This is a genomic window from Cedecea sp. FDAARGOS_727 (assembly GCF_012273235.1).
Taxonomy (GTDB): domain Bacteria; phylum Pseudomonadota; class Gammaproteobacteria; order Enterobacterales; family Enterobacteriaceae; genus Cedecea; species Cedecea davisae.
Window position 1 is genome coordinate 3,717,203 of the sequence record NZ_CP050966.1, and the last position, 20,324, is coordinate 3,737,526.

Annotated in this window: 18 protein-coding genes; 14 read left to right on the plus strand and 4 right to left on the minus strand. The window is 56.7% G+C overall.

All coding sequences use genetic code 11. From position 1 onward, the window contains the following. The first annotated feature begins 23 nt into the window (after positions 1–23). The 11 genes from FOC35_RS17510 to FOC35_RS17560 all read left to right on the plus strand — a co-directional run bounded on the left by FOC35_RS17510 (position 24) and on the right by FOC35_RS17560 (position 13,464). Positions 24–2,303, plus strand: coding sequence for a fimbria/pilus outer membrane usher protein (locus tag FOC35_RS17510; RefSeq protein WP_172570393.1), 2,280 nt, complete (start codon positions 24–26; stop codon positions 2,301–2,303). Between the two features lie 35 nt (positions 2,304–2,338). After that, on the plus strand, positions 2,339–3,295 hold the full coding sequence (locus FOC35_RS17515) for a spore coat U domain-containing protein (RefSeq protein ID WP_172569634.1): 957 nt from the start codon (positions 2,339–2,341) through the stop codon (positions 3,293–3,295). Between the two features lie 93 nt (positions 3,296–3,388). After that, entirely contained in the window at positions 3,389–5,053 is a 1,665-nt protein-coding gene (gene tar / locus FOC35_RS17520; RefSeq protein ID WP_016536978.1) for a methyl-accepting chemotaxis protein II, read from the plus strand. A gap of 42 nt (positions 5,054–5,095) precedes the next feature. After that, a complete protein-coding gene (locus tag FOC35_RS17525) occupies positions 5,096–6,700 on the plus strand; it encodes a methyl-accepting chemotaxis protein (protein WP_172569635.1) in 1,605 nt (534 codons plus the stop codon). 19 nt (positions 6,701–6,719) lie between these two features. Next, on the plus strand, positions 6,720–7,586 hold the full coding sequence (cheR, locus tag FOC35_RS17530) for a protein-glutamate O-methyltransferase CheR (protein WP_039898348.1): 867 nt from the start codon (positions 6,720–6,722) through the stop codon (positions 7,584–7,586). Then, the gene (gene cheB / locus FOC35_RS17535; protein ID WP_016536975.1) at positions 7,583–8,632 is read left to right on the plus strand and encodes a protein-glutamate methylesterase/protein glutamine deamidase; all 1,050 of its coding nucleotides are present in this window, start codon (positions 7,583–7,585) and stop codon (positions 8,630–8,632) included. Before cheR ends, cheB begins: the two co-directional genes overlap by 4 nt. A 19-nt stretch (positions 8,633–8,651) precedes the next feature. Beyond that, positions 8,652–9,041, plus strand: a complete 390-nt coding sequence (cheY, locus tag FOC35_RS17540; protein WP_016536974.1) for a chemotaxis response regulator CheY — start codon at positions 8,652–8,654, stop codon at positions 9,039–9,041. 10 nt (positions 9,042–9,051) lie between these two features. Then, positions 9,052–9,702, plus strand: a complete 651-nt coding sequence (gene cheZ, locus FOC35_RS17545) for a protein phosphatase CheZ (protein WP_172569636.1) — start codon at positions 9,052–9,054, stop codon at positions 9,700–9,702. A gap of 144 nt (positions 9,703–9,846) precedes the next feature. Then, a complete protein-coding gene (gene flhB, locus FOC35_RS17550) occupies positions 9,847–10,998 on the plus strand; it encodes a flagellar biosynthesis protein FlhB (RefSeq protein ID WP_016536972.1) in 1,152 nt (383 codons plus the stop codon). Continuing rightward, positions 10,991–13,069: a flagellar biosynthesis protein FlhA gene (flhA, locus tag FOC35_RS17555; protein ID WP_172569637.1), complete on the plus strand. Its 2,079-nt coding sequence runs from the start codon at positions 10,991–10,993 to the stop codon at positions 13,067–13,069. Before flhB ends, flhA begins: the two co-directional genes overlap by 8 nt. Next, positions 13,069–13,464 (plus strand): flagellar protein FlhE, encoded by a 396-nt coding sequence (locus tag FOC35_RS17560; protein WP_016536970.1) that lies wholly within the window; start codon positions 13,069–13,071, stop codon positions 13,462–13,464. The genes flhA and FOC35_RS17560 overlap by 1 nt, the downstream gene beginning before the upstream one ends. 68 nt (positions 13,465–13,532) lie before the next feature. On the opposite strand, the gene argS is transcribed toward FOC35_RS17560, so the two are convergent. Beyond that, on the minus strand, positions 13,533–15,266 hold the full coding sequence (gene argS / locus FOC35_RS17565) for an arginine--tRNA ligase (protein ID WP_172569638.1): 1,734 nt from the start codon (positions 15,264–15,266) through the stop codon (positions 13,533–13,535). A gap of 244 nt (positions 15,267–15,510) precedes the next feature. Between argS and FOC35_RS17570 the strand changes: the two genes are divergently transcribed. After that, a complete protein-coding gene (locus FOC35_RS17570) occupies positions 15,511–16,077 on the plus strand; it encodes a VOC family protein (protein WP_172569639.1) in 567 nt (188 codons plus the stop codon). Here the strand turns inward: FOC35_RS17570 and FOC35_RS17575 are convergent. Further along, positions 16,074–17,213, minus strand: coding sequence for a MalY/PatB family protein (locus FOC35_RS17575; protein WP_172569640.1), 1,140 nt, complete (start codon positions 17,211–17,213; stop codon positions 16,074–16,076). The two genes, FOC35_RS17570 and FOC35_RS17575, sit on opposite strands and share 4 nt — an antisense overlap. Positions 17,214–17,303: 90 nt before the next feature. On the opposite strand from FOC35_RS17575, the gene cutC reads away from it, so the two are divergent. Beyond that, positions 17,304–18,050 carry a copper homeostasis protein CutC gene (cutC, locus tag FOC35_RS17580; protein WP_172569641.1) on the plus strand — a complete coding sequence of 249 codons (747 nt, stop codon included), beginning with the start codon at positions 17,304–17,306 and terminating at the stop codon, positions 18,048–18,050. A 229-nt stretch (positions 18,051–18,279) separates the two neighbouring features. Continuing rightward, the gene (locus FOC35_RS17585) at positions 18,280–18,558 is read left to right on the plus strand and encodes a DUF1471 domain-containing protein (RefSeq protein ID WP_016536963.1); all 279 of its coding nucleotides are present in this window, start codon (positions 18,280–18,282) and stop codon (positions 18,556–18,558) included. A 54-nt stretch (positions 18,559–18,612) separates the two neighbouring features. Here the strand turns inward: FOC35_RS17585 and cmoB are convergent, their stop codons facing one another. Both cmoB and cmoA read right to left on the minus strand, forming a co-directional pair. Further along, on the minus strand, positions 18,613–19,584 hold the full coding sequence (cmoB, locus tag FOC35_RS17590; protein WP_016536962.1) for a tRNA 5-methoxyuridine(34)/uridine 5-oxyacetic acid(34) synthase CmoB: 972 nt from the start codon (positions 19,582–19,584) through the stop codon (positions 18,613–18,615). Beyond that, positions 19,581–20,324, minus strand: coding sequence for a carboxy-S-adenosyl-L-methionine synthase CmoA (gene cmoA / locus FOC35_RS17595; RefSeq protein ID WP_172569642.1), 744 nt, complete (start codon positions 20,322–20,324; stop codon positions 19,581–19,583). Before cmoA ends, cmoB begins: the two co-directional genes overlap by 4 nt.

The following is a 20,324-nucleotide window of genomic DNA, read 5'->3' on the forward strand; positions in this document are numbered from 1 at the left end:
TTAATGGTTTGGTTATTTCCGGCATGGCGGCAGCACAAAATACCCATAATGACCTACCTCAGAATGCGGCCACTAATAATACAGCACAGCCTGTAGGCATTGATTTATATCTCGACACGACGGTGAATGGAAATCCCGTGGGTCTGGTTCATCTTGGCTACGCTGATGGAAAATTATACGGTACCGCTTTGGCTCTGCGGCAGCTGGGTTTTCGCCCGCCGGAAAAAGCTCAACCGCCGTATTATCTGAATGACATCGCTCAAATAACGATCGACTATAACGTGGGGCAGCAAACGCTGGCGTTGACCGCGCCGCTGAGCCTGTTAGACCTGAAAACCACCCAGCTTAACTCGTCGGATGTCTCCGCCCCCAGGGTGTCAAACGCCTACGGCGCGTTGTTGAATTATGATATTTACGCCGATACGGGAAAAGAAAGTAACGTTAACACCTTCAGCGAGTTCCGCGCGTTCAATGCGGCGGGCGTGCTGAGTTCCACCCAGTTGACACGTTATTCTACGGAGCAAAATGATAACCAGTCATTTAGCCGCCTGGATACCAGCTGGCGCACTTCCTTTGCCGATAAAATGCTGGCGGTTACCCTGGGGGACACGCTAACCAGTTCGCTCTCATGGTCGCGCCAGACCCGTATCGCCGGGATAAAAATTGGTACCGATTTTGGTCTCAACCCCTATATGCCCACCACGCCGCTGCCTTCGTTTCTGGGTTCAGCAACCCTGCCGTCGGACGTTGAGCTATACGTTAACGGGGTCAAGTATTACAACGGCAACGTGCCTGCGGGCAGTTTCCAGATTAATACGCTGCCGAATATTACCGGGGCGGGTAACGCCCAGGTAATGATGACGGATGCGCTCGGCAGAACCAGCGTGCAGAGCTTCTCCTTTTATAACGATCAGCTTCTGCTCCGGGAAGGGCTGACGGACTGGTCTCTGGAGCTGGGCGTGGTGCGGAAAAATTACGGTTACTCCTCATTTGATTATGCCAGCGAACCCGCAATCAGCGGGACCTGGCGGCGAGGTTTCAGCAACACTCTGACCGCCGGGGGGCATTTTGAAACCAGCGATAGCCTGATTAACGGCGGGCTGAGCAGCGACTGGATCCCGGCAAGCCAGTCGGGAACAATTTCAACCGCGCTGGCCGCCAGCTCGGACTCCGGAGCGAACGGCTATTTATATGGGCTGGGTTACCGCTGGTCCGACGGCCGCTTCAGCTTTAGCTCCAGCGCCACGGCAACCTCCGGAGATTACCGCGATGTTGCCACGCGTTATGGCTCAGCCCCCTCAGCGTTTAGCGGCAGCGCGGTGGTAGGGTATAACTTCGGCGTTGGGGGCAATCTCAGCATGAGCTACCTGCAGTTTCGTTACCCGGAACAAAGCGCCATACGCTACGCCAACGCCACCTGGTTCAAATCCATTACCGATAACGTCTCCCTCAGCGCCAGCTTTAACCAGAACATTGACGACGGCCGCGACCGCAGCGTTTACCTGATGGTGACCGTCAGTACCCGTAATAACCTGACCGCCGGGGCCACCGTTCAGCGCACCGGCGACAAGATGGGGTATCAGCTCAACGCCAGCCAGACTCCGCCATCTGAAGGCGGCGTAGGCTGGAATCTGGCCGCCAGCCAGCAGAGCTCGCAGCAAAGCGGGCAGGGTGAGGTCGGCTACCTGGGGCGCAATGGCCGTGTTTATACCGGCTACCGCAGTATTCCTGATAATAACTACGGCTACGCGGGGGCGACGGGATCTGTTGTGATGATGGGCGGCGGCATCTTCGCCGCGCGGGAGATCAATAACGGGTTTGCCGTTGTCTCTACCGATGGGATCCCGAATGTACCGGTCAAATTGCAGAATAACCTTGTGGGAAACAGCGACGGTAACGGACTGATGCTGGTGACGCCGCTGAACAGTTATCAAAACAACCTGATCAGCATCGACCCCATGAACCTGCCCGCCAGCATGCGTATTCGTAATGTTAATCTCAACGCCACGCCTGCCGACCGCTCCGGCACGCTGGTTAGTTTTGATATTAAGCCGGTGCGTGCCGCGCTGGTGATCCTTGTCGATGCTAAAGGCAACGCCATCGGAGAAGGTAGCCCCGTCAGATCGATGGCGGGAGCCGGGCAGGACACGGTGGTGGGCTTTGATGGTCAGGCCTACTTTGATGCCCTTGAACTGCGCAATCAGCTCAGAGTGACCACTGACAGCGGCATTTGTATCGCCGAATTTGATTACCCCGAAAACCAGAAAAGCGTACCGAATATCGGGCCGATAGTGTGCCGCTAGCGAATCCGTGGCCTTTTGATACAGGAGTTTCCCGCATGAGATTAAAACAACTTTTGCTGCTGGCGGTGCTCTTGCTGTCCCCGGGAATTAGCCACGCGGTGGTGTGTTCGGTGAGCAATGTGCAGACGGTAAACTTTGGCACCATCAATCCGCTGGCGACGGCTACGCCCAATACCTCGATGACGTTTGATTACAGCTGTTCCAAGCAATTGGGCGACCTGCTGGCCGGGGTGACGCTCTGTTTTAACATTGATGGTGCCGGGGTGGGGAACCATAAAATGTCTTTTGCCGGGCCGCCTGCCAGTACGCTGAGCTATGAGCTTTACCAGGGAACCGTCAGTGGAGGGGCGTGGGGCAGCCAGTTTCAGACGGGGACGACCTTCCCGATGGTGCAGCTCAATTTGCTTAACCTGACGCCCGTCACCGGAAGCCTGACGGTCTACGGGCAAATGACGCTTCCGCAAACTTCAGCTGCACCGGGGAGCTATCAGGACATTTACACCAGCGGAATGGCGACGGTCACGCTTAATACCGGTCTGCTGGCCCCTCCCGCTGGCTGTGGGACATCTGTCGCAACAAACTTTCCCTTTAATGTGATAGCGGCCGTCAGCAAGCAGTGCAATATCAGCTATGCCAATAACGTGAGCTTCGGGGCAGTCGCCGCAATGCAAAGCAATCTGGCTTCGAGCAACACCATCGGCGTTGCCTGTACCAATGGCACGACCTATACGATTGGGCTTTCCCCTTCGAATAACAACACGGGGGGCACCGGGGTACTAAAAGGGACAGGGGCGAACACCGATCAGGTGCCTTACCAGCTAAGGCAGGCTTCGGGGACATCGGGCGCCGTCTGGGGGAATACGGCCTTGAACAATCGGTCCAGCACGGGCACGGGCGTCGCGCAGCAGTACCCGGTCTATGTCACCATCCCAAGCACTAACTACATCCCCGATGATTACGCCGATACGGTGACCATCACCGTGACCTACTAGCGCGCCCAATCGTCCAATTTCCCTGTGACTTAACGTAAAGTTCCCGCGGTACGTGCCGATAACCTCGGGAACAAGTCGTTAAAAGGGCGTCGTATGTTAAACCGTATTCGCGTGGTCACCATGCTGATGATGGTGCTTGTGGTGTTCGCGCTGCTGCAAATCATTTCCGGTGGTATGTTCTTTAATTCCTTAAAAAACAATAATGACAACTTTAAAGTTTCCCGCGAATTACGGGTTCAGCAGGCCGAGTTAAATCAGGCGTGGGTCCTGATGCTGCATACGCGCATCAACCTTAGCCGCTCCGCCGCACGTATGATGATGGACCCGACGAATAGCCAAAGCGCGGCGAAAACGGATCTGCTGAACAACGCCAAAAAATCTTTGCTGAACGCCGAGCAGCACTACAACAACTTTAAACAAGTTGCGCCGATTTCCGACGAAATGAACGCCGTCGTCAAAGATATTGACGGCGATTACCTGGCCTATCACCAGGCGCTGGCGGAATTAATTGGCTATCTCGAAAGCGGCAATATGGACGCCTATTTCGGCCAGTCCACCCAGGGGATGCAGAATGCGCTGGAGAAAGCGTATGACGGCTATCTGGCGCTCAACGACCGGATGTATGAAGCCTCTTATGTGGACAGCCGCGCCGGGTACACCTTTGCCATCTGGCAGCTTGGTGTTCTGGCCTTAGCCCTGGCTGCGGTTATCCTGCTGGTTTGGTTCGGGATGCGCCATGTGTTACTCAGGCCGCTGAATGTGGTGATTAACCATATCCGCGAGATTGCTTCCGGCAACCTGACGGAAAACATTGCCGTGGTCGGTAAAAACGAGCTGAGCCAGCTCGCGTCCAGCGTCCAGCATATGCAGCGGGAATTAATTAACACCGTGAGCCGGGTGCGCGAAGGGTCGGACGCTATTTATAGCGGCACCAGCGAAATTGCAGCTGGCAACAACGATCTCTCTTCCCGTACCGAACAGCAGGCTGCCTCTCTTGAAGAAACTGCCGCCAGCATGGAGCAGTTGACCGCCACGGTTAAACAGAACGCCGAAAACGCTCGTCAGGCTTCTCAACTGGCGCTTAACGCTTCCGAAACCGCCCAGCGCGGCGGAAAAGTGGTAGATGGCGTGGTCAAGACTATGCACGACATCGCCGGTTCTTCAAAGAAAATCGCCGACATTATTAGCGTGATCGACGGTATTGCCTTCCAGACAAACATTCTCGCGCTGAACGCCGCCGTTGAGGCCGCACGCGCCGGAGAGCAGGGGCGCGGCTTTGCCGTGGTAGCAGGCGAAGTGCGTAACCTGGCAAGCCGCAGCGCCCAGGCGGCAAAAGAGATTAAGTCCCTGATTGAAGATTCCGTTTCGCGCGTGGATACCGGCTCGGTGCTGGTTGAAAGCGCGGGGGAAACCATGAGTGACATCGTGAACGCGGTCACGCGGGTCACCGACATCATGGGTGAAATAGCCTCTGCATCCGATGAGCAAAGCCGTGGTATAGACCAGGTCGCGCTGGCGGTGTCGGAGATGGACAAAGTGACGCAGCAGAACGCCTCGCTGGTGGAAGAGTCTGCTGCTGCGGCCGCCGCGCTGGAGGAGCAGGCCAGCCGCCTGACTCAGTCGGTTGCGACGTTCCGTTTGCAAGGGAATGCGGGTAGTAAAAAGCCTGCGGCGGCGGCGGTAACGCCAGGCCCCGTGGTTCACACCCCGCGTACTCCGGCCAGGGCCGGTGATGACGATAACTGGGAAACTTTCTGATTAGATGAATACCGGCCTGCTGGCCGGTAGAGGGAAGCTTTGATGTTAAACCGTATCCGAGTCTCGACCACTCTTTTCCTGATTGTGATTATCTGCGGCGTGCTGCAGATTGGCAGTAATGGTTTGTCTTTCTGGGCTTTTCGTGATGATTTTCAGAACCTTAAAATGGTCGAGGTCAGTAATCAGCAGCGCGATACGTTAACCCAAAGCCGCGCGGCGCTGCTGGCCGCCAGCAATGCTTTAAACCGCGCCGGAACGCTGACGGCTCTGAGCTATCCGGTGGAAGATATCAAGCGCCTGATGGCTAATGCCCGCGGCAGCCTGACCCAGGCGGATCTGCTGTTTAATCAGTTCCTCGAGACCCCGCATAAAAGCGGCGAGGGCGAGCAGATGATGGCCTCCACTAAGCAGAGCTATAGCGCTTTCCGTGACGATTTACAGCATCAGTCGACCTGGCTTGAAAACAACCAGCTCTCCGACTTTATGAGCGCCCCGGTGCAGAAATCGCAGGACGTTTTTGACGCTAACTTCAACGCCTGGCAGCAGAGTATTAATCAGATTGTGGCTACCGCCAGCGGCGACAGCCAGAAAAATTACCATATCTCGGCGGTCATTTTCTTTACGGTCACGATTATTGCTGTGGTGCTGATGCTTGGCTCCCTGGCCTGGTCCCGCAAGATGATTGTTCAGCCGCTGGCGATTGTACGCAGCCACTTTGAGAGCATTGCCGCGGGGGATCTGGCGAAGCCGATTGCGGTCTATGGCCGCAACGAGATCTCTGAAATCTTTGCCAGCCTGAAAAATATGCAGTCCTCATTAAAAGAGACGGTAAGCCAGGTTCGCGGCGGTACCAGCGCCATGCACTCCGGTATTGAGGAGATTGCCGCAGGGAATAACGACCTCTCAGCCCGTACCGAGCAGCAGGCGGCCTCGCTGGCCGAAACCGCTGCCAGCATGGAGCAGTTGACCGCAACCGTGGGCCAGAACGCGGATAACGCGCGCCAGGCGTCACAGCTCTCACGCAGCGCGGCAGATACCGCTAAGCAGGGCGGGCAGCAGGCTGCAAATGTTGCCAATACCATGCGTGACATCGCCGGTAGCTCGCAAAAAATTAGCGATATCACCAGCGTTATCGACGGCATTGCCTTCCAGACCAATATCCTGGCGCTTAACGCGGCGGTGGAAGCTGCCCGTGCCGGTGAGCAGGGGCGAGGTTTTGCGGTGGTAGCGGGCGAGGTTCGCAATCTTGCCAGCCGCAGCGCGCAGGCGGCAAAAGAGATAAAAGTATTAATCGAAGAGTCCGTTGACCGGGTACAGCAGGGTTCCAGGCTGGTAGATACCGCCGCCACGACCATGGCCGAGATTGTTCGCTCGGTAACCCAGGTTAACGACATTATGGGTGAGATTGCCTCCGCTTCTGACGAGCAGCGTCGCGGAATCGAGCAGGTCGCCCAGGCCGTCAGCCAGATGGATCAGGTGACTCAGCAAAACGCCGCGCTGGTGGAAGAAGCCGCCGGTGCCACCGATGCGCTGGCAAGTCAGGCCGAATATCTCTCCGGAGTGGTCGCCGTGTTTAAGTTAAACGGCAGCGAACCGCCGCATTCCAGCGGTGAATTTGTTCCTTCCGGAGTGCTGGTTACATCGTGATCGTAATTAAGAAGGCGCTATGACATCACCAACGCCCCTTGGGCAACAGTCATTAATGTTACAGATGACACAGCGTCTGCCGCTATCCGACACGCATTTTCGTCGGATATGCCAGTTAATCTATCAGCGCGCGGGAATTGTGCTGGCCGACCATAAACGGGACATGGTTTATAACCGTCTGGTACGCCGCCTGCGTCTGCTGGGGCTGGATGATTTTGGACGTTATTTAGGCATGCTGGAGGCTAACTCCAGCAGCGCCGAGTGGCAGGCGTTTATCAACTCGCTGACCACTAACCTGACCGCTTTTTTCCGGGAAGGGCACCATTTCCCGATTCTGGCGGAGCACGCACGCAAGCACTCCGGCGAATACAAAGTCTGGAGCGCGGCGGCATCCACCGGGGAGGAACCTTACTCCATCGCCATTACCCTTGCGGATGTTTTAGGTTCGGGTGCCGGACGCTGGAAGGTGTTTGCCAGCGACATCGACACTCAGGTGCTGGAAAAAGCCCGGAGCGGAGTCTACCGCCAGGAGGAGCTTAAAACGCTTTCCCCGGTACAGATGCAGCGCTATTTCATGCGCGGAACCGGGCCGCACGATGGGCTGGTGCGGGTGCGCAGCGAACTGGCAAACCACATTGATTTTGCGCCGATCAACCTGCTCGATAAGCAGGCGCCGGTGCCGGGGCCGTTTGACGCGATCTTTTGTCGAAATGTGATGATCTATTTTGACAAACCCACGCAGCAGGCCATTTTGCAGCGCTTCGTCCCGCTGCTGAAACCCGGAGGATTACTGTTTGCCGGGCATTCGGAGAACTTCAGTAACCTCAGCCGCGACTTCTGGCTGCGTGGCCAGACGGTTTACGGGCTGAGTAAGGAAAGAACATGACGAAAATACGTGTCTTATCGGTCGATGACTCTGCGCTAATGCGGCAGATAATGACGGAAATTATCAACAGTCATAGCGATATGGAAATGGTGGCGACCGCGCCGGATCCTCTGGTGGCCCGCGATCTGATTAAGAAGTTCAATCCGGACGTATTAACGCTGGATGTCGAAATGCCGCGCATGGACGGCCTCGACTTCCTCGAAAAACTGATGCGCCTGCGGCCGATGCCGGTAGTGATGGTTTCCTCGCTGACCGGAAAAGGGTCGGAGGTGACGCTGCGCGCGCTGGAACTGGGCGCCATTGATTTCGTCACCAAGCCGCAGCTGGGCATCCGCGAAGGCATGCTGGCCTACAGCGAAATGATAGCCGAGAAGGTGCGTACGGCGGCAAGAGCAAAACTGGCCGCACGTGCGCCAGCGGCGGCTCCGGCTACCCTGAAAGCGGGCCCGCTGCTGAGCTCGGAGAAGCTGATTGCCATTGGGGCCTCCACCGGCGGCACCGAGGCGATTCGCCATGTGCTACAGCCGCTGCCGCTTTCAAGCCCGGCGCTGCTGATAACCCAGCATATGCCGCCCGGCTTTACTCGCTCATTCGCCGAGCGCCTGAATAAGCTGTGTCAGATTAGCGTGAAAGAGGCAGAAGACGGCGAACGTGTGCTGCCGGGGCATGCCTATATTGCGCCGGGTGATAAGCACATGGAGCTGTCGCGAAGCGGTGCGAACTATCAAATCAAATTACATGACGGCCCACCAGTGAACCGGCACCGCCCGGCAGTGGATGTGCTGTTCCATTCGGTGGCGAAGTACGCGGGGCGTAATGCCGTCGGCGTTATCCTCACCGGGATGGGTAATGACGGTGCCGCCGGGATGCTGGCGATGCATCAGGCAGGGGCGTGGACCATCGCCCAAAACGAAGCAAGTTGTGTGGTGTTCGGCATGCCGCGTGAGGCCATCAATTCCGGTGGCGTCAGCGAAGTGGTCGATTTAAGCCAGGTTAGCCAGCAAATGCTGGCGAAAATTAGTGCCGGACAGGCAATACGTATTTAACTGAAGGAGCCCGGATTTTATGGCGGACAAAGAACTTAAGTTTCTGGTCGTAGACGACTTTTCAACTATGCGCCGCATCGTGCGTAACCTGCTTAAAGAGCTGGGTTTTAACAACGTTGAAGAAGCCGAAGACGGCGTAGATGCGCTGAACAAACTCCAGGCTGGCGGCTTTGGGTTTGTTATTTCTGACTGGAACATGCCGAACATGGACGGCCTGGAACTGCTGAAAACCATTCGCGCCGACGGGGCGATGTCAGCTCTGCCGGTTCTGATGGTCACGGCGGAAGCCAAGAAAGAGAACATCATTGCGGCAGCACAGGCCGGGGCGAGTGGTTACGTAGTTAAGCCATTTACCGCGGCAACCCTGGAAGAGAAACTGGGCAAAATTTTCGAAAAGCTCGGCATGTAAGGAGGCGCAAATGCACTCATCAACAAACCCGGCAACAGAGATACACGAGCATTCACCGACCGATATTATTGCTCGTATCGGCAGTCTGACTCGTATGCTGCGCGACAGCCTGCGTGAATTGGGCCTGGATCAGGCGATTGCCGAAGCAGCAGAAGCTATCCCTGATGCCCGTGACCGTCTGGACTATGTGGTGCAAATGACCGCCCAGGCCGCAGAGCGCGCCCTGAACTGCGTGGAGCTGTCTCAGCCTCACCAGAACCAGATGGAGAGTGAAGCAAAGGCGCTGAGCGGCCGCTGGGATTCATGGTTTGAAAACCCAATCGAGCTGAAAGATGCCCGTGAGCTGGTAACCGATACTCGCAGCTATCTGTCGGAAGTGCCGGGACACACCAGCTTCACCAACGCCCAACTGCTGGAAATCATGATGGCGCAGGATTTCCAGGACCTTACCGGTCAGGTTATTAAGCGCATGATGGATGTTATCCAGGAGATTGAGCGCCAGCTATTGATGGTGCTGCTGGAGAACATGCCGGAGCCGGACGCGCGCGCCAAACGCGTGAACGAAGGCCTGCTTAACGGTCCTCAGCTTGACGCCAGCGCCGCAGGCGTGGTGGCAAGCCAGGACCAGGTCGATGATTTGCTGGACAGCTTAGGCTTCTAATCGACACCACCGCCTTTCCCGCGTGCGCGGGGGAGGCGGTTTCTTAACGTCAAAATAAACGTACAAAAACGTTTGTAATTCCTCTATTAGCCCAACCGTGCTCTGGCATGCTGTCCTTGAAATTGCGGCCACGGGATTGTTGCGGTGTCTGAAGATAGCGATCAGGAAAAAACAGAAGCCCCCACGGCCCACCGACTAGAAAAGGCGCGTGAAGAGGGGCAGATCCCGCGTTCCCGAGAATTGACCTCACTGCTGATGTTGCTGGTGGGCTTGTGCATTATCTGGATGGGCGGCGCGTCGCTGGGGCGCATGCTGGGCGCGATGCTGTCCGACGGCCTGCACTTTGATCATAAAATCATTAACGATCCCAGCCTGATAGTGAACCAGATTAGCCACCTGATAAAACTGGCGGTGATGGCGTTGCTGCCGCTGATTTCCGGGCTGGTGATTGTGGCGATTGCCGCGCCGATGCTGCTCGGCGGCGTGAATTTCAGCGGTAAATCAATCAAATTCAATCTCGGCAAGCTGAACCCGATTGCCGGGCTAAAGCGCATGTTCTCGATGCAGACCGCAGCCGAGCTGCTCAAGGCGCTGCTGAAAGCCATTTTGGTGGGCTGCGTGGCCGCCTGGTATTTGTGGCATAACTGGCCGGCGATGATGCGTTTGATGAGCGAGTCCCCGGTGACGGCGCTTGCTAATGCGCTGAACATGGTCGCGCTGTGCGCCCTGCTGGTGATTCTGGGGCTGATCCCGATGGTCGGGTTTGACGTCTTCTTCCAGATCTACAGCCATATTAAAAAGCTGCGTATGACCCGTCAGGATATTCGTGACGAATATAAGCAGAACGAAGGCGACCCGCATATTAAAGGGCGTATTCGTCAGCAGCAGCGAGCGATTGCGCGTCGCCGCATGATGGCGGACGTGCCGAAGGCCGACGTTATCGTCACCAACCCGACCCACTATGCGGTGGCCTTGCAGTACGACGAAAACAAAATGAGCGCGCCGAAGGTGCTGGCCAAAGGAGCCGGACTGATAGCGCTGCGCATTAGAGAAATTGGTAATGAAAACCGCATTCCGACTCTGGAAGCGCCTCCTCTGGCCCGTGCGCTTTACCGCCACGCCGAAATTGGCCAGCAGATCCCCGGCCAGCTTTACTCTGCCGTGGCGGAAGTGCTGGCCTGGGTCTGGCAGCTCAGGCGCTGGCGCGTGGCGGGCGGTCTAATTCCGAAGAAACCTGAAAATCTGCCGGTGCCTGAGGCGCTGGACTTTGCAAACGAGAAGGACTCCGATGGCTAATCTGGCTGCGATGTTGCGCCTGCCGGGCAACATGAAATCTGGGCAATGGCAGATCCTTGCCGGGCCGGTACTGATCCTGCTGATTCTGTCGATGATGGTGCTGCCGCTGCCGCCGTTTGTCCTCGATCTGCTGTTCACCTTTAACATTGCGCTGTCGATAATGGTGCTGCTGGTGGCGATGTTCACCCAGCGCACGCTGGACTTCGCCGCGTTCCCTACCATTTTGCTGTTCACCACCTTGCTGCGCCTGGCGCTGAACGTCGCCTCCACCCGTATTATCCTGCTTGACGGCCACACCGGCGCGGCGGCGGCGGGGAAGGTGGTTGAAGCGTTTGGCCACTTCCTGGTTGGCGGTAACTTTGCCATCGGGATCGTGGTGTTTATCATCCTGGTTATCATCAACTTTATGGTTATTACCAAAGGTGCCGGACGTATCGCCGAAGTGGGTGCGCGTTTTGTGCTGGACGGGATGCCGGGCAAGCAGATGGCTATCGACGCCGACCTGAATGCCGGGATTATTGGCGAAGAGGAAGCTAAAAAACGCCGTTCGGAAGTGACTCAGGAAGCCGACTTCTACGGCTCGATGGACGGTGCGAGTAAATTCGTGCGCGGCGACGCCGTTGCCGGTCTCATTATTATGGTTATCAACGTGGTGGGCGGCCTGATGGTCGGCGTTATCCAGCACGATATGGCGATGGGAGCGGCGGCGCAGAGCTATACGCTGTTGACCATCGGCGACGGCCTGGTTGCCCAGATCCCCGCGCTGGTTATCTCTACCGCCGCGGGCGTTATCGTTACTCGCGTAGCCACCGACCAGGACGTTGGCGAGCAGATGGTCACCCAGCTGTTCAACAACCCGCGCGTTATGCTGCTTTCGGCTGGCGTACTCGGCCTGCTCGGCATGGTGCCGGGAATGCCAAACTTTGTCTTCCTGCTGTTTACCGCAGCGCTGCTGGGACTTGCCTGGTGGATGCGTGGCCGCCAGATGGAAGCGCCAGCCGTGCCTCAGCCGGTGAAATTACCTGAAAATACTCAGGCGGTTGAGGCAACATGGAATGACGTTCAGCTCGAAGATCCGCTGGGTATGGAAGTGGGCTACCGCCTGATCCCGATGGTGGATTTCCAGCAGGACGGTGAATTGCTGGGCCGCATCCGTAGTATTCGTAAAAAATTCGCTCAGGAGATGGGCTTCCTGCCGCCTGTGGTACACATTCGCGACAATATGGACCTTCCTCCTGCGCGTTATCGCATCCTGATGAAGGGCGTTGAAATTGGCAGCGGTGACGCTTACCCTGGCCGCTGGCTGGCGATTAACCCCGGCACCGCAGCGGGCACATTGCCGGGTGAGGCAACCATCGATCCGGCCTTTGGCCTTGCGGCTATCTGGATTGAAAGCGCGCTGAAAGAGCAGGCGCAGATTCAGGGCTTCACCGTGGTGGAAGCCAGTACCGTGGTGGCAACGCACCTTAATCACCTGATTGGGCAATTTGCTCCCGAGCTGTTTGGCCGCCAGGAAGCGCAGCAGCTGCTGGACCGCGTGACGCAGGAAATGCCGAAGCTTACCGAAGATCTTATTCCGGCGGTGGTGACCTTAACCACGCTACATAAGGTGCTGCAAAATCTGCTGGAAGAGAAGGTGCCAATCCGCGATATGCGCACCATTCTTGAAACGCTGGCCGAGCATGCGCCGATCCAAAACGATCCGCATGAATTGACCGCCGTGGTGCGCGTGGCGCTCGGCCGCGCTATTACCCAGCAGTGGTTCCCTGGCACCGGCGAAGTGCAGGTTATTGGCCTCGATGCTTCCCTTGAGCGCCTCCTGTTGCAGGCCTTGCAGGGCGGCGGCGGGCTGGAGCCGGGCCTTGCTGACCGCCTGCTCGAGCAGGCGCAGGAAGCTTTACAGCGCCAGGAGATGATGGGCGCGCCGCCTGTGCTGCTGGTGAACCACGCGCTGCGTCCGCTGCTTGCCCGCTTCCTGCGCCGCACGCTGCCGCAGCTTGTTGTGCTGTCGAGCCTTGAGCTGTCCGACAACCGCAATATCCGCATGACTTCAACGATTGGAGCGAAATAATGCGCGCTTTATTTTTAATGATGTTCATTCCCTTCGGCGCGCTGGCGCTGGGCGACGGTGCCTGGCAGGGTAGCGGAGTTGGGGTAACGCTGGATCATCGCGGCGTGGCCGCCTCTTCGCAGCCCCTGGCTCCGCCGCAGCCGGTCAGCGGCAGAATGTCGCTGATTGCCTGGACCTACGTGCTGGATGGCCCGACGCCCGCCGGGCTGACGGTAAAACTGTGCTCGCAAACGAACTGTACTTCTATTGACGGGCAGAGCGGCACGACCCGCGGGCTGACCAATACCGATGCCAATGAGCCTCTGCGCTTTGTCTGGGAGGTGCCGGGAGGCGGTTCTATGTATCCGCCGCTGCGGGTTCGCAGTAATCAGGTCATTGTTAACTACACGCGTTAAAACAAAAAAGCCCGGTCCAAAATGACCGGGCTTTTTTTATCCAGGCCCGCAGAGTGCAGGCCGGTCGATTACATACGTTCTACGGTTTCGATACCCAGGGTATCCAGACCCAGCTTCAGGGTTTTCGCCGTCAGCAGCGCCAGCTTCAGGCGGCTATTGCGGGTTGCTTCGTCGGCAGCGCTGAGGATCGGGCAGTGCTCGTAGAAGCCGGAGAACAGGCCAGCTACGTCGTAAAGATAGGCGCACATAACATGCGGCGTACCGTCGCGTGCCACCACGTTCAGCGTCTCTTCGAACTGCAACAGGCGTGCAGCCAGCTGCGCTTCGCGCGCTTCGGCAAGCACCACTTTGGCTTTCAGCAACTCGGCCTCTTCGATATCCGCTTTACGGAACACGGAGAGCACGCGGGTATAGGCGTACTGCATATATGGCGCGGTGTTGCCTTCAAACGCCAGCATGTTGTCCCAGTCAAAGATGTAGTCGGTGGTGCGGCTCTTGGAGAGGTCGGCGTATTTGACCGCGCCGATGCCAACCGCTTTCGCCAGGTTTTCCAGCTCGTCGGCAGGCATGTCCGGGTTTTTCTCCGCGACCAGGCTACGGGCGCGTTCCATCGCTTCATCGAGCAGGTCGGTCAGTTTTACCGTACCGCCTGAGCGGGTTTTGAACGGCTTGCCGTCTTTGCCCAGCATCATGCCGAACATCTGGTGTTCCAGCGTGACCGACTCAGGAACATAACCGGCTTTACGCACGATGGTCCAGGCCTGCATCAGGTGCTGGTGCTGGCGGGAGTCGATGAAATACAGCACGCGGTCGGCGTGCAGGGTTTCGTAGCGGTATTTCGCGCAGGCGATATCGGTGGTGGTGTAAAGGTAGCCGCCATCTTTCTTCTGGATGATAACGCCCATCGGGTCGCCGTCTTTGTTCTTGAACTCGTCAAGGAACACCACGGTTGCGCCTTCGCTTTCTACCGCCAGCCCTTTGGCTTTGAGGTCGGCAACAATGCCCGGCAGCATCGGGTTGTACAGGCTTTCACCCATCACGTCGTCGCGGGTCAGGGTAACGTTAAGGCGGTTATAGGTTTGCTGGTTCTGGGTCATGGTGATATCGACCAGCTTGCGCCACATCTCGCGGCAGTATTCGTCGCCGCCCTGGAGTTTTACCACGTAGGCGCGGGCGCGTTCGGCAAAAGCTTCGTCTTCGTCGTAGTGCTTCTTGGCGGCACGGTAAAACTCTTCAAGGTCCGCCAGGGCCATTTCGCCTGCGTTTTCCTGCTGCTGTTTCTCGAGGAACGCAATCAGCATGCCGAACTGGGTGCCCCAGTCGCCGACGTGGTTAGCGCGAATAACTTTATGGCCGAGGAATTCCAGGGTACGCACCGCTGCGTCACCGATAATGGTGGAGCGGATGTGGCCGACGTGCATCTCTTTGGCAACGTTCGGTGCGGAATAGTCCACGACGATGGTCTGTGGCTTAGCCGCAGCAACGCCAACGCGCTCGGAAGCAACCGCTTCGTCAACGCTTTTCGCCAGGAATTCCGGCTCAAGGAAGATGTTGATAAAGCCCGGGCCTGCAATCTCAACTTTGCTGGCAATGCCGGTCAGGTCGAGGTTAGCGATGACCTTCTCTGCAACTTGTCGTGGCGGCATGCCCAGGGTTTTAGCGACGGACATCACACCGTTGGCCTGATAGTCGCCGAACTGAACTTTTGCCGACTGACGAACCTGCGGCTCGCAGTCCGCTGGCGCGCCTGCAGCAATCAGTGCCTGACTGACTTTTTCTGAGAGAAGAGACTGAATATTCACCGGGATACCTTACAATTTGTACTGGGCCGCCGCGCACTGGGCCGCCTCTAAATGGGGAAAGAAACAGGGCGAGAGTATAACGTTATTTGCCGCCCGACGTCAGCAAAAGCCTTGCCTGCCGCCTTTGCAATTATTATCGACGGTACAGTGAATAACCATTCACGCATTCCCGGCGCTTTTGGGGTGTTGGTTAGCGGCCGGGAACGCGGTAGATTACGCGCTTTCTAAAGATGAGGAATGCAGCATGGCAAACTGGCAGGCGGTTGATGAACTGCATGATATTTCGGCAGATCTGCCGCGCTTTACGAAAGCGTTAACAGAACTTGCCACCCGACTCGGGCTGGAGATCGCACCCCTTGAGGCCGATCACATTTCTTTGCGCTGCCACCAGAACGCGACCGCCGAACGCTGGCGCGCTGGCCTGGAAAAATGCGGCACGCTGCTGAGTGAGAATATCATTAACGGCAGGCCAATCTGCCTGTACAAATTAGACCAGCCGGTGTGCGTGGAGCACTGGCGCTTTACGGTGGTTGAGCTGCCGTGGCCGGGTGAAAAACGCTACCCGCAAGAAGGCTGGGAGCATATTGAGATTGTGCTGCCGGGCGAGCCTGCAACGCTTAACGCGCGGGCGCTGGATTTGCTGTCCGACGCCGGGCTGCGTGAAACGGGGATCTCGGTCAAAACCAGTTCGCCAAAAGGCGAGCGCGAGCGGCTGCCGAACCCAACACTTGCGGTCACCGACGGCAAAGTGACCATCAAATTCCATCCGTGGAGCATCGAGCAGATCGTGGCCAGCGAGCAGGCCGACTAGCGGTTTGCTGTCGCCTTTTGAATGCGCTCGATAGCCTCATCAAGCAGGGCGGACGTACAGCCGAAGTTGATGCGCACAAACTGCGGCTCGCCAAAGTCAGCGCCGGGAGAAAAGCCCAGCCCGGCGTCCAGGAAGAATTGCGCCGGGTTATCTACGGCAAGCCCGCTGGCATCTACCCAGCCCAGGTAGGTCGCTTCGGGCGCGTGCATTATCAAGCCCGGCATGGCGCTGATGGCGTCAGCCAGCTTGTCGCGGTTCGCTCTCAGATAAGCCCGCAACTCCTGCAACCACGCTTCGCCCTCTTGCCACGCGGCTGCGGCTGCCGTCAGCGCCAGAACATCAACTTCCGGCACCATTCCTGCTCTCTCTGCCCTGAATCTGCGGCGCAGTTCGGCGTTGGGAATCACCGCAACCGATGCGCCAAGCCCGGCAATATTGAACGTCTTAGATGGCGAAATCAGCGTGATGGAGCGCTGCGCCGCATCCTCGCTTAAGGTCGCAAACGGAATATGCTGTACGCCGGGCTCCAGCAATAAATCGCAGTGGATTTCATCTGAGCAAACGACCAGATCGTGCCGCTGGGCAAAAGCCAACTGCTGTTTCAGCTCTTCGCGCCGGTAAACCGTGCCGCCGGGGTTTTGGGGGTTGCAAAGCATCAGTAATTTCTCGCCGCCCGTCATCCTGGCTTCTGATGCATCAAAGTCGACAATCCAGCGTTTTTCTTTCAGCCTGAGCGGGGCATTAAGCTGCCGGCGTTGAGCGTAAGCGGAAGAGTGACGAAACGGCGGGTAGATCGGCGTGGGGGCAATTGTTGATTCGGCTGCTGAGGTGAAAGCGCGAACGCATAAATTGAGGCCGGTTACCACGCCCGGCAGGAAAACCAGCCATTCCGGTTTGACCTGCCATTGGTAGAGATTTGCAACTCTTTGGGTCACAACTTCGGCAAGTTCATGCGGGTGACCGCCGTAGCCAAACACGCCGTGCTCAACCCGCGTGCGGAGCGCTTCAAGGATACAAGGGGGCGAGCGAAAATCCATATCTGCGACCCACATAGGCAGCACATTCTCAGAAAATTTATTCCATTTCGAACTGTCGCTGTGACGCCTGTCGATCCATTCATCAAAATTGAATGCCATAGTACGCTACCTTTTTGTGAACCTGTTTTCAGATTATCATTCCTGGTCAGGTACACAACCGGCAAGCTGCAGGATTTTAAGGAGTAATCAATGGCTTTGCTTGAAATATGTTGTTATGGAATAGATTGTGCGGTGACTGCAGAACAGGCCGGAGCGGACAGAATTGAACTCTGCTCGGCGCCCAAAGAGGGAGGCCTTACTCCTTCTGCTGGTCTACTGCGCGAGGTGAGGCGAAAAGTTTCGATTCCCGTGCACCCAATTATTCGCCCGCGCGGCGGGGACTTTTGTTATACCGACGGCGAATTTGCCACCATGCTGGAAGACATCGCCTTTGTGCGCGACCTGGGCTTCCCGGGGCTGGTGATTGGTATGCTGGATGAAGACGGCAACATTGATTTACCGCGCATGGAGCAGGTTATGCAGGCCGCAGAGGGAATGGCGGTCACTTTCCATCGTGCTTTCGATATGTGTCATCACCCGCTGCTGGCGCTGGAGCAACTGGCCGATTTGGGCGTGGCAAGAATACTGACTTCCGGGCAGCAGCAAACCGCCGAAACGGGAATCTCGCTTCTTCGGGAACTAAAACAGCATTCCCGTGCTCCAATTATCATGGCCGGTGCTGGCGTGCGTCTCAGCAACCTGAACAAGTTCGTTGAAAACGGGGTTGAAGAGCTTCACAGCTCGGCAGGGCGCTCGGTTCCTTCCCCGATGCGTTACCGTAAAGCGGGCGTTTCTATGAGCGCCGACGCCGAGGCCGATGAGTTTAATCGCTACTGCGTGGATGCAGATGTAGTAGCGGCGATGAAAAACGCTCTGGCGGCAAACGCGCCGCGCTGAGCAAAAGGTTTCTACCGCGCATCATGTCGCCCAATATGATGCTTGCTCGTACCAGGCCCCGGCGGATTGCGCGGGGCTTTTTTTATTTTGTAACGGGTGAAGCGTTATGTAACCTTTCCATCACTTTCTCCACACATTGTTTAACTTCGTTTTCCAGCAACTTACGTTCCAAAACGCTCAATTGTGAATAATCCTCTCCGACAACTATCAACGTTAGAGGGATTTAAAAATGAAAAAATTAACAGCAACTGTGATTCTGGCTCTGTCTTCCGTTTTCGCCTCCGCCGCTTTTGCCGCGCCGTTGCCTGAACTCATCAATAGCGGTTCCGTAAACCAGGATCGCATCGGCGTGGTTTCAGTCAGCGGCGTGCCGGGAAGCACCGACGATGCCATCAACCAGCTGAGAGAAAAAGCTCAGAAAATTGGCGGAAGTAAAATTCAAATCGTAGGGTTGGGTACGCCGGGTGACTCCAGCCTGTGGAGCGGAACGGCTCAGGTTTACCGCTAAACTTTAGAGAAGATAAAAAAACCGGCGTTAAGCGCCGGTTTTTTTATTAGCCTGTTATGGCTTACGAGCCACCAGCACGGCGCGCAGTGGGGCAGGATAACCTTCGATAGTTTTACCGCTGTCGTTCGGGTCGAGGAAGTCGCCCAATGACTCGGTTATCATCCACGAGGTACGGCGCTGCTCTTCCTGGGTAGTCAGGCTGTGGTCAACAATTTTCACGTCAACAAAACCGCATTTCTCAAGCCAGTTTTTCAGCGCCAGAGCGGACGGAATATAATAAACGTTACGCATCTGGGCATAACGCTCGCCCGGCACCAGCACGGTATTCTCATCGCCTTCAACCACTAAGGTTTCCAGCACCAGTTCCCCCTCTTTGACCAGCTGGTTTTTCAACTGCCAGAGGTGATCCAGCGGGGAACGGCGGTGATAAAGCACGCCCATGGAAAACACGGTATCAAAAGCGTTCAGCTCGGGAAGCTGCTCAATGCCGAGCGGCAGAACGTGGGCGCGCTGATCGTTACCCAACAGCTTACGCACCGCTTCAAACTGGCAGATAAACAACTGCATAGGATCGATACCGACCGCCAGGTGTGCGCCCGCACCTATCATGCGCCACAGGTGATAGCCGCTGCCGCAGCCTACGTCGAGAATGGTTCTGCCCGCCAGCGGGGAGATGTGCGGCAGCACGCGGTCCCATTTCAGGTCAGAGCGCCATTCCGTGTCGATATCCACGCCGTACAGGGAGTACGGGCCTTTACGCCACGGCATCAGGTTACGCAGCAGTTTTTCAATGCCGAGTTTTTGCCCTTCGCTCAGGGGCGCAGCCGCTTCGGCGGTCACGCTATGCAGCAGGTCAAGACGGTGCGGGGTCATTTCCGGCAGGTAGTTAACCGTGTTGTACCAGTGTTTGAACTGGCCGTGCAGGGACTCGCGCTGCCAGCTGGCTATCTGAGCCGGCAGCGTTTCCAGCCACGGTGCCAGATGGTTTTTGGCGATAAGCTGATAAAAATTACCAAAATCAATCATGCTGCTTCTCCGGATTTGACGGCGACCAGAGAGCCAAAGTTAAAGCACTGGAACCAAAGTTCGGCGTGTTCAAAGCCCGCTTGTTTAAGTCGTTTTTTATGGGTTTCCACCGAGTCGGTGAGCATAACGTTTTCCAGCATACTGCGCTTCTGGCTGATTTCCAGCTCGCTGTAGCCGTTGGCACGTTTAAAGTCGTGATGCATGTTAAACAGCAGCTCGCCTACTTCCGCGTCTTCAAAACTGAATTTTTCCGACAGCACCAGCGCGCCGCCCGGCTTCAGGCCCTGCCAGATTTTATTCAGCAGCAGCTGGCGGTCGTCAGGCTCGAGGAATTGCAGCGTAAAGTTAAGCACCACCATCGAGGCGTTTTCGATAGTAATATTGCGAATATCGCCTTCAATGACGTCGACCGGAGTCTGGGCTTTAAAAGCGTCCAGATGGCGACGGCAGCGTTCAACCATCGCCGGGGAGTTATCTACGGCGATAATTTTGCAGCTATCGTGATGGATATTGCGACGCACGGATAATGTTGCCGCCCCCAGCGAGCAGCCGAGGTCATAAACCTGGCTATGCGGCTGCACAAAGCGCTCTGCCAGCATGCCTATCATAGAAATGATATTGGAGTAACCTGGCACCGAGCGCTGGATCATATCGGGGAACACTTCGGCTACCCGCTCATCAAAGGTCCAGTCGCCCAGTTTGGCAATCGGGGCGGAAAACAGCGTATCGCGGTCAGACAT

What these genes read in the sequence shown, in the direction of transcription:
- cheB (WP_016536975.1), top strand. Translation starts at nt 7,583, where the DNA reads ATGACGAAAATACGTGTCTTATCGGTCGATGACTCTGCGCTAATGCGG.
- cheZ (WP_172569636.1), top strand. Translation starts at nt 9,052, where the DNA reads ATGCACTCATCAACAAACCCGGCAACAGAGATACACGAGCATTCACCG.
- cmoB (WP_016536962.1), bottom strand. Translation starts at nt 19,584, where the DNA reads ATGATTGATTTTGGTAATTTTTATCAGCTTATCGCCAAAAACCATCTG.
- FOC35_RS17560 (WP_016536970.1), top strand. Translation starts at nt 13,069, where the DNA reads ATGCGCGCTTTATTTTTAATGATGTTCATTCCCTTCGGCGCGCTGGCG.
- cutC (WP_172569641.1), top strand. Translation starts at nt 17,304, where the DNA reads ATGGCTTTGCTTGAAATATGTTGTTATGGAATAGATTGTGCGGTGACT.
- FOC35_RS17570 (WP_172569639.1), top strand. Translation starts at nt 15,511, where the DNA reads ATGGCAAACTGGCAGGCGGTTGATGAACTGCATGATATTTCGGCAGAT.
- cheR (WP_039898348.1), top strand. Translation starts at nt 6,720, where the DNA reads ATGACATCACCAACGCCCCTTGGGCAACAGTCATTAATGTTACAGATG.
- FOC35_RS17525 (WP_172569635.1), top strand. Translation starts at nt 5,096, where the DNA reads ATGTTAAACCGTATCCGAGTCTCGACCACTCTTTTCCTGATTGTGATT.
- cheY (WP_016536974.1), top strand. Translation starts at nt 8,652, where the DNA reads ATGGCGGACAAAGAACTTAAGTTTCTGGTCGTAGACGACTTTTCAACT.
- FOC35_RS17585 (WP_016536963.1), top strand. Translation starts at nt 18,280, where the DNA reads ATGAAAAAATTAACAGCAACTGTGATTCTGGCTCTGTCTTCCGTTTTC.
- FOC35_RS17515 (WP_172569634.1), top strand. Translation starts at nt 2,339, where the DNA reads ATGAGATTAAAACAACTTTTGCTGCTGGCGGTGCTCTTGCTGTCCCCG.
- tar (WP_016536978.1), top strand. Translation starts at nt 3,389, where the DNA reads ATGTTAAACCGTATTCGCGTGGTCACCATGCTGATGATGGTGCTTGTG.
- flhA (WP_172569637.1), top strand. Translation starts at nt 10,991, where the DNA reads ATGGCTAATCTGGCTGCGATGTTGCGCCTGCCGGGCAACATGAAATCT.
- cmoA (WP_172569642.1), bottom strand. Translation starts at nt 20,324, where the DNA reads ATGTCTGACCGCGATACGCTGTTTTCCGCCCCGATTGCCAAACTGGGC.
- FOC35_RS17575 (WP_172569640.1), bottom strand. Translation starts at nt 17,213, where the DNA reads ATGGCATTCAATTTTGATGAATGGATCGACAGGCGTCACAGCGACAGT.
- FOC35_RS17510 (WP_172570393.1), top strand. Translation starts at nt 24, where the DNA reads ATGGCGGCAGCACAAAATACCCATAATGACCTACCTCAGAATGCGGCC.